The organism is Leptolyngbya sp. FACHB-261, assembly GCF_014696065.1.
In the GTDB taxonomy this organism is placed as follows: domain Bacteria; phylum Cyanobacteriota; class Cyanobacteriia; order FACHB-261; family FACHB-261; genus FACHB-261.
This window is the reverse complement of the sequence record NZ_JACJPL010000026.1, coordinates 521357-534609: the sequence shown is the minus strand read 5'-3', so window position 1 is coordinate 534609 and position 13253 is coordinate 521357. Positions and strand designations below refer to the sequence as shown.

The 13253-nt window shown below is 52.1% G+C and carries 10 protein-coding genes and 1 tRNA gene; 6 read left to right on the top strand and 5 right to left on the bottom strand.

Annotated elements, in window-relative coordinates:
- Positions 1 to 39: 39 nt before the first annotated feature.
- The 4 genes from H6F94_RS18415 to H6F94_RS18400 form a co-directional block, all read right to left on the bottom strand.
- Positions 40 to 1092: a ligand-gated ion channel gene (locus H6F94_RS18415; RefSeq protein WP_190803683.1), complete on the bottom strand. Its 1053-nt coding sequence runs from the start codon at positions 1090 to 1092 to the stop codon at positions 40 to 42.
- A gap of 260 nt (positions 1093 to 1352) precedes the next feature.
- Complete coding sequence (locus H6F94_RS18410; RefSeq protein WP_190803682.1) at positions 1353 to 1571, bottom strand: hypothetical protein; 219 nt, start codon at positions 1569 to 1571, stop codon at positions 1353 to 1355.
- Between the two features lie 75 nt (positions 1572 to 1646).
- Positions 1647 to 2105, bottom strand: coding sequence for a hypothetical protein (locus H6F94_RS18405; RefSeq protein ID WP_199320499.1), 459 nt, complete (start codon positions 2103 to 2105; stop codon positions 1647 to 1649).
- 353 nt (positions 2106 to 2458) lie between these two features.
- The gene (locus tag H6F94_RS18400) at positions 2459 to 3214 is read right to left on the bottom strand and encodes an SDR family oxidoreductase (protein ID WP_190803681.1); all 756 of its coding nucleotides are present in this window, start codon (positions 3212 to 3214) and stop codon (positions 2459 to 2461) included.
- Positions 3215 to 3628: 414 nt separating this feature from the next.
- On the opposite strand from H6F94_RS18400, the gene H6F94_RS18395 reads away from it, so the two are divergent.
- The 5 genes from H6F94_RS18395 (at position 3629) to H6F94_RS18375 (ending at position 11081) form a co-directional block, all read left to right on the top strand.
- Positions 3629 to 7315 (top strand): WD40 domain-containing protein, encoded by a 3687-nt coding sequence (locus H6F94_RS18395; RefSeq protein ID WP_190803680.1) that lies wholly within the window; start codon positions 3629 to 3631, stop codon positions 7313 to 7315.
- Positions 7316 to 7820: 505 nt separating this feature from the next.
- Positions 7821 to 8414: a lipase family alpha/beta hydrolase gene (locus tag H6F94_RS18390; RefSeq protein ID WP_190803679.1), complete on the top strand. Its 594-nt coding sequence runs from the start codon at positions 7821 to 7823 to the stop codon at positions 8412 to 8414.
- A gap of 11 nt (positions 8415 to 8425) precedes the next feature.
- Positions 8426 to 9139, top strand: a complete 714-nt coding sequence (locus H6F94_RS18385) for a helix-turn-helix transcriptional regulator (protein WP_190803678.1) — start codon at positions 8426 to 8428, stop codon at positions 9137 to 9139.
- Between the two features lie 180 nt (positions 9140 to 9319).
- Complete coding sequence (locus H6F94_RS18380; RefSeq protein WP_190803677.1) at positions 9320 to 10900, top strand: glucose-6-phosphate isomerase; 1581 nt, start codon at positions 9320 to 9322, stop codon at positions 10898 to 10900.
- Positions 10901 to 11009: 109 nt separating this feature from the next.
- Positions 11010 to 11081, top strand: a tRNA-Thr gene (locus H6F94_RS18375).
- Positions 11082 to 11168: 87 nt separating this feature from the next.
- Here H6F94_RS18375 and H6F94_RS18370 read toward each other — a convergent pair.
- Entirely contained in the window at positions 11169 to 11426 is a 258-nt protein-coding gene (locus H6F94_RS18370) for a TIGR03643 family protein (RefSeq protein ID WP_190803676.1), read from the bottom strand.
- 350 nt (positions 11427 to 11776) lie between these two features.
- On the opposite strand from H6F94_RS18370, the gene H6F94_RS18365 reads away from it, so the two are divergent.
- Positions 11777 to 13099 (top strand): DEAD/DEAH box helicase, encoded by a 1323-nt coding sequence (locus H6F94_RS18365; protein ID WP_190803675.1) that lies wholly within the window; start codon positions 11777 to 11779, stop codon positions 13097 to 13099.
- Positions 13100 to 13253 lie beyond the last annotated feature (154 nt).

The following is a 13253-nucleotide window of genomic DNA, read 5'->3' as shown; positions in this document are numbered from 1 at the left end:
GGCAACGACCCTCAATCTAGACTTGACTCAGCTCATGATTCAGCTCGCGAGAAAGGTGGCAAACAGCAAGGCCTGAGCACCAACAAAGGCTAAAGGAAAGAGCCAACGAGATTGCCGAATTAGCCGTAGCCCGGGCTCAGGTTTCGCTCGATTATTCAACAAAAAATGGATTAACACTGTAGAAATAATCGAGCTAAAGAAGAAAATATAGCAAATGAAAATGTAACTATCCATGAGGGTTACATAAGGCACCCTGGGCAATGAGTTAGCGACTGTGAAATTGAAGGTGATCGCTGTTAAGATGCTGGTAATGCCAACGTTCATTTGCGGCACGAAACTGGTAATTGGGTTAATCCAAAAGGCTGTCCAAGATACCAGCGTAATCAACATCAACGGCAGCACAATCTTGAATAGATAAAAGCCAGAGCGGCGTTGAATTTTGATTTCGTAGGTGTAGCGAGCATAATTTTTGTCCTCCTTCTCACCTTTCTTCGAGCCAACCGAGGTTTCAATCCCCAAAGTTTGCCACTCAGACAGCGAAAGGTACGGCTCCCTGCTGTAGCCAGTGGCGATTGGGTTCTCTACCAAACTGACACCCTTAACATCCGAGGACAAAGGCTCCCAAATAATGCGAGCAGTTTGGGTATCGAAGGGAAACTTGCGCAAATCCAAGCTTGACGACACCGTGACATTGATCAATTCCAGATAGCTCACTGTGCCATCTGGCTTGGCCGAAAGCTGAACCGGGCCTTTTTTCTGTAGATCTTGAGAATTAAAAATAGTCAGCGTTGGTTCCCAAATTTGCTCAGGTGTATAGCGCACCACTTGGTCTCCCACTTGCTGAGGATCGAACCGCAAACGTGGGTCTTGCCAGAACGCATACAGAAAGCCAGTCACATTGAATGTTTCTTCGGTCTGGTTGATCCGGCCCAAGTTGAGTAGATGAAAGCCCAAAGCAACTTGCGTGGGCTGATTAGCATTGGGAGGGCTACTCAGAGAGCCCTGGCGAGTTGCCGTCGGAGTCTCGGCAGACCCGGCTGGCTGCTCGGCTTGCTTAGAAACTTGAGCTTGTTCCAAAATAGGAATCGGCATTTTAGGGATTGCTTGAGCTATTGATTGAGGTACTCCTTGAGGCACCGTTTGCGCTCCTGCTTGTTGCGTTCCTACTTGTTGCGCTCCTACTGGCCAATAACTAACCGGCCAACAAATTAAAAGAAGCGTCAGCGCGAAGAGAAGTAACCAGACTCGCCACCTCAGCGGGTTACTTCTCCCTGTAAAGCTCTTCAATAGGGAAGTCGCGAAATCGCAGAAAATTGCTGAGAGGGTTCCAAATCGCATTAGTTCAGATCGATTTACCTTGCCAACCTCAGGTGATAGTTCCACAAATCACCGGCAAGCACCATCAATTGGTCCTCAACCCCCTCCTGCCGATTCCAGGACACGCATGAATATTCAAGGAGCAACCGGGTCGACAGTTGCTCAAAAAGCCACTCTGAAAACATTAGGGGCAGCGATAAAAACTCCCCATCGTTCACGTCATGCTTGGTCTGCACTATCTGGGACTCTGACATCGCTATCCAGCGAGATCCGGCAAGGGGACACAATGGCATAACTCCCCGCCAGTGCATTTCTAGATTGCTCAGCTTTCACAAAGAATTTCCGGTAACCAGATCAGGAGATGCCAAGCGTGGACTGGTGCGCCAAGCCCACGCCGTAAGCACAACACCGATCAAAGCCGGGAGAGTGACAGCGGGAAAGTCGCGCGGAATGGTTGATAGAGAAGAAATGCCGACTGCAACTTCCCACAAATGGAAACCGGCATGTGCGATCAGCCATGACGTTGCAGCAGCCCACAGATTAAAGCGGTGCGCTGGTTGGATCATCCCGATCGCGAAAGCAGCACCGAGGAACATCTGAATAATCCCAATATCGCGGATGAAGTGCTGATTAAAGGAACCAGTGTCAGTCACGCCAGGAACGGTGTTGTACCACGCCATTGGAGCGACAAGCATAAACAGTCCGTTTCCAAACAGGAATAGTCCGTTGAACGCTATTAGGATGAATCCCACGACCAAAATGGTTCGAGCACTTGCAGTTGTTTTCATGATTTATTACCTTGCAGTGTTGAGTTAAGGTTCCGTCCGACCAGGTTGTAAGCACGGACAGGTCGGCGGTCAGCGCGGCATACATACCGGCCTCTAGGCAAGAGGGGATCAGCCAAAAAGCCAGGTCTCACACCTAGGCCTTGATGTCCTCAATAGCATGTGGCTTTCGCTTAAAGCCATGCCCTACAGGTTCAGTGACATAACCGGGAGCATCCATGTCCGGGTTCCAGTTATGTCCGGGTTCCGGTTGTCATCACCAAAATAGAGACGCCGACCAAGGCTCTGAAGACGTCTCCCGCCCATTGCCTCGTGGCGACGGGCAGGAAGCAAATGCCTGAAGAAACATGTGCTGGCTAGGCTGCTTTATCTTGGCGATCGAGCCACTGATCAAAGTTCGTCGAGCCGACGCGCGGATTGTCGCTGGCGGTGAGGGAGTGATCGTTCAGCTCTATGCCAAAGTAGCGGGCGTGGATGTCTGTGATTACCTTGCGTGTGTCGTTGTTTGCGATCAAGAAGCGTCGGACGAGTTCGTCGAGACGGAATTTTTCGGGACCAGCCACCTCGATCGTGCCGTTCAGGGGTGCCCCGACTGTGAGATCAGTCAGTGCGGCAACCACATCATCTGACGCGATCGCCTGCACAAGGGCAGGTGACAAGTGAACCGTTTGCCCGTCGGTGTTCGATTGGGCGATGCCACTGAGGAACTCGAAGAATTGTGTTGCGCGGAGGATCGTATAGGGAATCTTGGAATCCTTGATTAGCTTCTCCTGAGCAACCTTTGCCCGCATGTAGCCGCTGTCGGGCAAGCGATCGGCATTGACCACCGACAGCGCCACGTGATGTCCCACACCAGCGGTTGCTTCTGCGGCAAGCAGGTTACGACCTGATGTCTCGAAGAACTCCAAAACTGCCTTGTCCTCAAACGAAGGCGAGTTCGCCACATCGACAACAACCTGAGCGCCCGCCAGCGCTGCCGCCAGTCCCTCACCCGTGATGGCGTTGACGCCTGATCTGGGTGATGCCGCCACGACCTCATGACCAAGCTGACGAAGGTTATTCACGAGCTTTTTTCCGATCAGCCCGCTGCCACCAATAACTACAATCTTCATACCGAAGCTCCTATTCTGTTTGTTGTTTTGAGTCAATCCGTTGCAGCAGAAACTTAGCCGGTCAACCGGGTTGGGGTCTTAAGACTGGATTACTGCTAGAAATCGGAAATTGTACAGGTTGTTAAGCGGTTGGGGGCTATTAGTTTGCTAATTCCTTTCCCTTGCGCCTTTGAACCTGATGTCATTACATTAGGGAAGTTTTTTAGGTTTGTCGTTACCTATAAGTTCACTACTTTGAGGTCAATATGATGAATCTAAATACTTCAGAGTAGGTGAACTTTTTGGTCATCAATTTTGGCTTGAATTGGCTGAATCCGCTTGCTTGCGCCAGTTTCAGCCTGGTCATGCTGGAAACAAAAAGTTCACCTTGCCTCAGGTAAAATCAGGTCACTACCGTAAATGGAGTAAAAGACAATGGATTTAGAGCAAGCGCTGCACGTTGCTAATTCCGTAGTCTTTGCCAAAGTGGGTAGACGGCTCAATGAAGTAGAAGCCGCCATTCTACTGGGAGCCTTGCAAGAGCAGACCTACGAGCAAATTGCTGAGGTGTCTGGCTACTCGCTCAGCTATATCAAGCGCAACGTCGGTCCCAAACTCTGGAACTTGCTGGAGCAAGCCTTCGGGGAACCCGTCAGTAAAACTAACTTTCGGGGGGCGTTAGAACATCAGTGGCGTCAGTCGCTGATTGGTGCGACCCAAACCCAGACTCTAGCAATTGAGCAACCGACTGCCCGCTCGCAGCCACCAGATTGGGGGAGCGCCATTGATACGGCTGCCTTCTGCGGACGCAGTGAAGAACTGATGTGCCTCAAGCAGTGGGTGTTGGGAGAACAATGCCGCCTCATCCTACTATTGGGCATCGGTGGGATTGGCAAAAGTACCCTGGCTGCCAGATTGGTGCAGCAGATTCAAACCGAGTTTGAGGTGGTGGTGTGGCGATCGCTACAAAATACCCCACCCTTTGAGGAGTGGTTAGAGACAGTGTTGCCAATTCTATTGCGGGCACAGGGAGAGGATATCGCTGTACCGAGTGGGCTGGACAGGAAACTGCTGAAGCTTATGGAGGGGTTGCGGCAAAAGCGCTGTTTGCTGATTCTGGACAATGTCGAGACGATCCTGAATGCCGGGCAGCCTGCACAGTATCGACCAGGCTATGAGGCATATGGTCAGCTATTCAAAGAAATTGGGAGAGTACCCCATCGGAGTTGCTTGCTGCTCACCAGCCGCGAAAAGCCTGGAGAGATTGTGCCACTAGAAGGTCAGCAGCAATCAGTCAGAACCTTCCTGCTAAAAGGACTGAACTCAGAAGCAGGGCGAGAACTATTTCTCTATAAAGGGGCATTTGTGGGGACAGATTCAGAATGGGAGAGATTAGTGACCCATTACAGTGGCAACCCCTTGGCGCTGAAGATGCTTGCAGCCACAACCCAAGACCTCTTTAGTGGCAGCATTGCTGAAATATTGAACTATGTGCAGCAGGGGTTAGCGGTCTTTGATGATATTCGAGACTTACTCCAGCACCAGTTCGATCGCTTGTCAGAAGTTGAGCAGGAAATGCTCTTTTGGTTAGCAATTAATCGGGAACCCGTCTCGCTTTTCGAGTTGAGTAGGGATCTTGCAACTAAGGCTTCCAAGCGGAGATTGCCGGATGCGATTCAGTCATTGTTGCGGCGAGCGCTGATTGAAAAGGAGGGTGAGCAGTTCTTTCTTCAGCCTGTAGTGCTGGAGTATGCGACCGATCAGCTCGTGCAGTGTATCTGTGAGGAAATTGCCAGCCAAACACCAGAGCGCCTCAGAACTCATGCCCTAATCAAAGCCCAGGCAAAAGACTATGTTCGAGAGATGCAGAAGCGGTTGATTGTTGAGCCAATCTCTGAGCAATTGCTGCTCCAGTTTGGCAATTCACAAGCCATTGAACAGCAATTAAAAACCATATTGGAGCAGCAACAACAAGCACCTCAGCCCAACTATCTTGCTGGTAATCTTCTCAACCTGCTTGTGCATCTGCAAAGCAATTTGCGAGGCTGTGACTTTTCGGAACTAACCGTATGGCAAGCCGATTTACGGCAGGTCAACTTGACAGGGGTCAATTTTCGCAACGCTGATTTAGCTACATCTGTGTTTGCAGAGACCTTAAGTAGCGTTATGTCAGTCAGCTTTAACCCAGATGGCAGTTTGCTGGCAACTGGTGATTTGGACGGTAAGATTTGCCTTTGGCGAGTAGTGGATGGTCAACAGGTTTTGACATTGCAAGGACACACGGGTTGGATCTGGGCAGTCACCTTCAGTCCCGACGGAAAAACCCTAGCCAGTTGCAGTCATGACTCGTTGATTCGGTTGTGGGATATGCAAAACATCGATTTTGAGCAACCCAATCCTGCAAACTTGGCTGAAGCGAGTGCTTCCAACCGCCTCCCAGGAACCTGTCTCAAAACACTGCGGGGTCATCTCAACCGGGTTTGGGCGATCGCGTTCAGCCCCGTTAGCGTTAGCTTACCGTCAGGCCTTGGTCAACTGTTGGCGAGTGGTAGTGATGACCAAACGATTCGGCTCTGGGATGCACATGACGGAACCTGCCTAACAGTTTTGCAGGGTCACACAGGTGGAGTTACGTCAATTCGCTTTAGTCCCAATGGGCAGCTTCTGGCAAGTGCCAGCGAAGACTCTTCAATTCGATTGTGGAGTGTTGATCGCGGAACCTGCCTCCAAACCTTGCAAGGACATACCCGTTGGGTGAGGGCAGTTGCCTTCAGCCCGGATGGTCAAACCCTCGCCAGCAGTAGTGACGATTGCACCATTCGACTGTGGGAGGTCAAGACAGGCACCTGCCGCAAAACACTGCAAGGGCATACAGGTTGGGTCACCTCACTCAGCTTCAGTCCTAATGGTCAAACCCTTGCTAGTAGTAGTGAGGATGCCTCCATTCGGTTGTGGAGTGTGCAGGATGGAACCTGCTTCAAATTGCTACAAGGTCACAGCCGTTGTGTTTGGGAGGTTGCCTTTAATCCCAATGGTCAAAACCTCGCGAGTGGCAGTGCAGACCTGTCAGCTCGATTGTGGGATGTCCAGGACGGCACCTGCCTCAAGACGTTTCAGGGGCAAACCAGTGGGATTACTTCAGTCAGCTTTAGTGCGAATGGCTCCATGCTAGCCAGTGGCAGTTATGATGCCCTGGTGCGGTTATGGGATGTGGCGCAAGGAACTTGCTCCAATAATCTGCCAGGACACACCAATTGGATCTGGACAGTAGCATTTAGTCCGAATGGTCAACTGCTTGCGAGTGGCAGCAACGATCAAACTGTGCGTCTATGGGATGTGCGAAATGGTATCTGCCTCAGAACCCTACAAGGACATACGGGTTGGGTTTTCTCCGTAGCATTTAGTCCCGATGGACACACCCTTGCAAGTGGCAGCAACGATCAAACTGTGCGGCTATGGGATGTGCGCAATGGCACCTGTCTCAGAACCCTACAAGGGCATACGGGTTGGGTTTGGGCAGTTGCGTTTAGCCCTGATGGTCAACTGCTTGCGAGTGGCAGCAATGATCAAACTGTGCGGCTATGGGATGTGCGCAATGGTACCTGTCTCAGAACCCTACAAGGGCACACGGGTTGGGTTTTGTCTACTGCCTTCAGCCCCGATGGTCAAACTCTAGCGACGAGTAGCCTGGACTGCTCAGTTCGCTTTTGGAATGTACAAGACGGAACATGCTTGGCAACGTTACACGGTCATACTAATGGCGTTCGCTCCGTTGCCTTCAGCCCCAATGGTCGTCTCCTAGCCAGTGGTAGTGACGATCAAACGATTCGGCTCTGGGATGTCCAAGATGGCACCTGCCAGAAAGTCCTGCAAGGGCACGCTAGTCGGGTCTGTTCAGTTCAGTTTAGTCCGGTTGACGTTAGCCTCCCATACAGTGCAAATCCGCTTTTGGTCAGTGGTAGTCAGGATGAAACTATTAAGTTATGGAATCCTATAACAGGAGATTGCCTCAAAACGCTAAGAGTCGATCGCCTATACGAGGGTATGAATATTAGAGGTGCTCAAGGATTAACAGCCGCACAGCAAGCCACGCTGAGTGCATTAGGCGCGATGGCATTTTAAAGAGAAAGAGGATTGAGTAGTAACGGATATGGTTACCTGACGAGCCAGGGATTATTGTGCTTAATTTCGAACACCCCCAGATAGCGATTGACCTCTCTCAACCCAATTAGAGTGATTCGAGAGGCAATCGCACAACTCACCAATCTCACAAGGCTTGTTCTAAAAAACAACCTCATTCAACATCTGCCGCCTGAAATCCTTCGTAAAGGCTGGGTAAGTACGAACAGCAAGACGGTGAACCGCAGGTGATTTTCGCGTATCTTAAAATCTGTTTAAATCTGTCCTGAATTCTTCAAGTCATCCAGGAAATCTGCTCAACGGTTTGATCCTTCCTATAGGTTTATAAGGCTTAGTATTCAAGGCGTATTCAAGGCTTTGATAGCCGCACGGTTCTGATGAAGCTCGTGAGCATTCTAAGCCGGTCCTGCTGCTGGCACAGAACCACATCTGGAGCTTAGGACCAATGCCTAGGCTGGGGTTAGATTGACTCTCCTACGACCCTGCTATGCTCAATCCTGTTTTGCTGGTTCACGGCATCGACGACACCGAATTGATTTTTACACCCCTACGCGCCCATTTAGAAGAACAGGGTTGGACCGTACACACGCTCAACCTTAGACCCAACAATGGCGATGTTGGCCTGGACAAATTGGCTGCGCAGGTGCGCGATCGGGCCGATCAATTGTTTGCACCTAGCGAACGCTTTGACCTAGTTGGGTTCAGTATGGGTGGCATTGTCAGCCGCTACTATGTTCAACGTCTGGGTGGACTGGAGCGGGTAGAGCGCTTCATCACCATCGCCTCGCCTCACCACGGGACCTGGATGGGCTTCGCCCGCAACAACCTCGGCGCGGCACAAATGCGCCCCAACAGCCCTTTTCTGCGTGAGCTGAACCGGGACGTAGCGACCCTAGAAAAAGTCCAGTTCACCTCACTCTGGACCCCTTACGATTTGATGATTGTGCCAGCCAACAGCTCCGAGTTGCCGGTCGGTCGGAACCTACAAGTTCCCATCCTCACCCATGCTTGGATGATTAATCACCCCCGCAGCTTTCAAATCCTCACTGAAAGCCTGAGCGCGCCTTTAGTTAAGGCTTGATAATCGGAATCATGACTGCTAAATCCAACTTAGACCCTAGCCTCGGCCAACGCGCCAAGGACCGGATTCTGCACTTTCTGAAAACAGGAGGAGCCCAGGAAGCGGTAGCCCTAGCTCAACAGCTTGAGATAACTCCAATGGCAATCCGGCAGCATTTGCAAACGCTGCGAAGTCAGGGATTGGTGAGCTACACCGAGCAACGCCGCCCATTGGGCCGCCCAGTCAAGCTCTGGCAACTCACCCCAGCGTCAACACACCGCTTTCCTGACAACCATGCCGACCTCACGCTTGGCTTGCTAGAAGCAATGCGCTCTGTGTTTGGAGAGGCGGGTCTGGCGCAAATTCTGGCAGAGCGAACCCAGCAGCAAATTCTCTCCTATAGCAGTCAAATCACGGCAACCGCCCTAAACGAGCGCATCCAAGGGCTGGTGACCCTGCGCAGCCGTGAGGGATATATGGCAGAGGTTGTTTCGCAAAGTGACGGCTCCTGGCTGCTGATCGAAAACCACTGCCCAATCTGTGCCGCAGCCCAAACCTGTCAGGGGCTTTGTGGTTCTGAACTAGAAGTGTTTCAGGCCATTCTCGGTCCAGAGACCCAAATTGAGCGCACCGAGCACTTGCTCAACAACTCCCGTCGCTGTGCTTATCGCATCAAACCCCAGCCGCATCAAACCCCAGCTGTATCAAACCCAGAACAAACCCAGAATGTTAAGGGTGATACCTAGTCGGGTCCCCGGTGCTAACCATCACTCCTAGCCCTGAGCCTCAAAGCCCGCAGCATCAGTGGTTGAGGCTCTGCTCACGCCTGAGACAAGTTTTGCAATCTGCATTGAAGCTAAAAGCGGATGGCATTCAAGATAGATTGCTTCAGAGTGGAGTGAATGGAAACCTGAACGAGGAAGGCTATGGACCCTACAGCACTGTGGCAACGCTATCAGGAATGGCTGTACTATCACCCCGGCCTGGGCTTCTATCTAGATATCAGCCGGATGCGTTTCTCACCTGAGTTTGTGGAGCAGATACAGCCTCGGTTCGAACGAGCTTTTGCTGACATGAAATTGCTGGAAAGGGGTGCCATCTCGAACCCCGACGAGCATCGCATGGTGGGTCACTATTGGCTGCGGGCTCCAGAACTAGCCCCAAACCGGCAACTTCAGCAGGAGATCTCTAGCACCGTAGACAAAATCGAAGCCTTCGCCCAGAAAATCCACAGCGGCGCGATCAAGCCGCCTGGTGCGTCCAAGTTTACAGACTTGCTCTCGATTGGCATTGGCGGCTCCGCATTGGGACCCCAATTTGTAGCAGAGGCCTTAGCCCCTGACGTTCCGCCGCTACAGATTCACTTCATTGACAATACTGATCCTGACGGGATCGACCGCGTGCTGGCTCAACTCCAAGGCCGTCTGTCTAGCACTCTGGTAAGCACAACCTCCAAGTCCGGCGGCACACCCGACACCCGCAACGGCATGGTTGAGGTTCAGAAAGCCTATCAAGCCGCAGGACTCAAATTTGCTGATCATGCGGTTGCTGTCACCGGACCGGGCAGCGGTCTCGACCAGCTAGCCGATTCTGAAGGCTGGATCGAACGCTTCCCCATGGAAGACTGGGTGGGCGGACGCACCTCCGAACTTTCGGCGGTCGGTCTGCTGCCTGCTGCTCTCCAAGGCATTGATATTCGGGCAATGCTAGCCGGGGCCAAAGAAATGGACGAAGCAACCCGCGTTACCAATCTGCGCACCAATCCCTCAGCTCTGCTCGCCATGTGTTGGTACTTCGCAGGCAACGGCAAGGGCGAGAAGGACATGGTCGTTCTACCCTACAAAGACCGTTTGCTTCTGTTCTCCCGTTACCTGCAACAACTGGTGATGGAGTCGCTGGGCAAAGAAAAAGACTTGGACGGTAACGTTGTTCATCAAGGCATTGCTGTCTACGGCAATAAAGGCTCCACAGACCAGCACGCCTATGTGCAACAGCTGCGAGAAGGCGTACACAACTTCTTCGCGACCTTCATCGAAGTGCTCAAAGACCGTAACGGTACTTCCTCGGAGGTTGAAGCAGGTGCAACTGCCGGTGACTATCTGAGTGGCTTTCTGCTAGGTACCCGCGCTGCCCTCTACGACAATGGTCGGGACTCGGTCACCGTCACCATTCCTGAAGTCACCCCTAAAAACGTTGGTGCCTTAATCGCACTTTACGAGCGGGCTGTCAGCTTCTACGGCTCCCTCGTCAACATCAATGCCTATCACCAGCCTGGCGTCGAGGCAGGCAAGAAAGCCGCCGCCACCGTCCTGGACCTACAGCGCCAAGTCGTCAACGCCCTATCCAGGCAACCGCTCTCCCTGAGCGATCTGGCGCAGAAACTAGGCAAGCCCGAGCAAGTCGAAACCATTTACAAAATTCTGCGACATTTGGCAGCCAACGAGCGGTCAGTGGTGCTCCAGGGTGACCCAAGCCAACCCAATACCCTGACGGTCCTAGCCCGCTAGCTTGCTAAAGCTACTAAAGCTTTCGGGCCTGCTAGATTTTTTGGTTCGCTAAACTTTTTGGGCTAGACCTAGCCTCTTACCAATTGGGGTGCTATGATGATTCTCCGTTGCCCTTGTGGCTCAGTGGTAGAGCACCCCCTTGGTAAGGGGGAGGTCATGGGTTCAATCCCCATCAAGGGCTTAGGCTAACAAGCGCAGTTCTCAAAGCCGTTCAGTGGGAGCGTAGTAGCTTTCTCTAGAGGGTGCCTCTGAACGGCGAAAGCCAGCTTTAAGAGCCCTTTTGATTCTGCGAGCGGAAACGTCCGGCTAAAAAGTCGCGCTCTTTGAGATGCTTGGTTTTACGTCCGCTCACCCGCCGACGCCACATCCTGAAACTAGAGGTCTTCATCTCCCGCCGCATGAGGGCAATCACTTGTTTCTCCTGAAGCCCAAATTGGAGAGCAATGGCTTCAAACGGGGTGCGGTCTTCCCAGGCCATTTCAAGAACACGATTGATGCTCTCAGTATCTAAGTCAGGTAAATTCATAACAGCAGCTCTCAGTAATGGCGCTTATGGCACTTTTGGCTCAAAAGCCATTAGTGTCCATTTATAAGTATTGTAAAGCGTTTATGAGGACAGCGGCTCCTAATAGAGCTGCAAAATTAGAAAGCTCCTTGTGACAGCAGACCTGGTCTCAGCCTGGCAATTCCTGCATCCCCCAAAGGTTCGTAACAAGTACTGTTAGGATAGAAGCCTGCCAGTACATTCCGGTCTGCTACTGGCACATTGGAAGTTGCTTATTTAGAGGCATCCAACTGAACTACACATTTCCTGCTCTTAGACTGGGCCCAGGCATTTGATTTGGGGTAGGGGCACCACTAGGAGCAATTGCATTCATGACATTTGATAACCTCGGTCTCTCGACCGACCTGCTTCGTGCTGTTGCTGAGCAGGGCTACACCGAAGCCACCCCTATTCAGCAGCAGGCAATTCCTGCGATTTTGCAAGGGCAAGACGTCCTAGCCAGCGCCCAAACTGGCACAGGCAAGACGGCGGGTTTTACCCTGCCTCTACTGCAACGCCTCAGCACCGCTAGATTCAGCTCTACCAAACCTAACAAGGTACAGCGCACACCTCGGGCCCTCGTGCTCACGCCCACCCGCGAACTTGCAGCTCAGGTTAGCGATAGTGTCAAAACCTATGGCAAGTACCTGCCTCTGCGCTCCGCTGTGGTCTATGGCGGTGTTGGCATCGAGCCGCAAATCCAAATGCTGCGCCGGGGGGTTGATATTCTAGTTGCCACTCCCGGTCGCCTACTCGACCATCTAGGGCAAAAAACTCTAGATCTGTCGCAGGTTGAGATCTTGGTGCTGGACGAATGCGACCGCATGCTAGACATGGGTTTCATCAACGATATCCGCAAGATTTTGGCGAAGCTACCAGCGTCAAGGCAAACGCTGATGTTTTCGGCCACCTTCTCCAAGGCCATCCAGCAGTTGGCCAACACCCTGCTAGAGTCGCCAATCCTGATCGAAGTTGCCCCCCGCAATACCGCCGCTGAACAAGTGCAACAGGTGGTGCATCCTGTCGATCGCGAGCGTAAGCGAGAACTGCTTTCTTACATGATTGGTTTCCACAATTGGCAGCAGGTGCTGGTCTTTACACGGACTAAGCATGGGGCCAACCGTCTAGCTGAGCAGTTGGCTAAAGACGGGCTGAAAACCTCAGCAATTCATGGCAACAAAACGCAGGCAGCCCGCACCCGTGCCCTCAATGACTTTAAGCAGGGGAAGGTTCGAGTCTTAGTGGCTACCGATGTGGCCTCTCGGGGTCTAGATATCGACCAGCTGCCTCACGTGGTCAATTTTGAGTTACCCGATGTACCCGAAGACTACGTGCACCGCATTGGTCGTACAGGTCGGGCTGGTAATGAAGGACGCGCTGTTTCCCTGGTTTGTGGCGATGAGTATCCGCTCCTGAAGAACATCGAACGCTTGCTCAATCAGACCCTTGCCAAAGATGTGATTGCAGGCTACGAGCCAACTGCTCCAATTCAGACTGGAACAGAGCCAACGAACCGCAAGCGCTCTAGCCAAGGTCAGGGTCGGGGTAACCGGGCGAAATCCCAGGCCCAATCTGCACCCACTCGCAGTAGAGCCCAAAGCCAAAAGGCAGCTTCAGCAAAACCTCGGGCTCCAAAACCGCTACGTACTGCTTAGACAGTTGACAACTGCGGTTTGCGATTGTCAGCTAGATTAGCCTGAGCAAATATCTACTCTGTCATGCCCCTGCTCAATGTAGGGGCATGACTTGCGTTTGCATGTCTGTTAGCTGGTTATTTTGCAGCTCTATCACTTGCAGCTCTGTCACTTG

Bases quoted from the DNA above. Each gene is read 5' to 3' on its own strand.
- H6F94_RS18370 (WP_190803676.1), bottom strand. From the start codon at position 11,426: ATGAATTTACCTGACTTAGATACTGAGAGCATCAATCGTGTTCTTGAA.
- H6F94_RS18415 (WP_190803683.1), bottom strand. From the start codon at position 1,092: ATGCCGATTCCTATTTTGGAACAAGCTCAAGTTTCTAAGCAAGCCGAG.
- H6F94_RS18385 (WP_190803678.1), top strand. From the start codon at position 8,426: ATGACTGCTAAATCCAACTTAGACCCTAGCCTCGGCCAACGCGCCAAG.
- H6F94_RS18365 (WP_190803675.1), top strand. From the start codon at position 11,777: ATGACATTTGATAACCTCGGTCTCTCGACCGACCTGCTTCGTGCTGTT.
- H6F94_RS18405 (WP_199320499.1), bottom strand. From the start codon at position 2,105: ATGAAAACAACTGCAAGTGCTCGAACCATTTTGGTCGTGGGATTCATC.
- H6F94_RS18395 (WP_190803680.1), top strand. From the start codon at position 3,629: ATGGATTTAGAGCAAGCGCTGCACGTTGCTAATTCCGTAGTCTTTGCC.
- H6F94_RS18380 (WP_190803677.1), top strand. From the start codon at position 9,320: ATGGACCCTACAGCACTGTGGCAACGCTATCAGGAATGGCTGTACTAT.
- H6F94_RS18410 (WP_190803682.1), bottom strand. From the start codon at position 1,571: ATGTCAGAGTCCCAGATAGTGCAGACCAAGCATGACGTGAACGATGGG.
- H6F94_RS18390 (WP_190803679.1), top strand. From the start codon at position 7,821: ATGCTCAATCCTGTTTTGCTGGTTCACGGCATCGACGACACCGAATTG.
- H6F94_RS18400 (WP_190803681.1), bottom strand. From the start codon at position 3,214: ATGAAGATTGTAGTTATTGGTGGCAGCGGGCTGATCGGAAAAAAGCTC.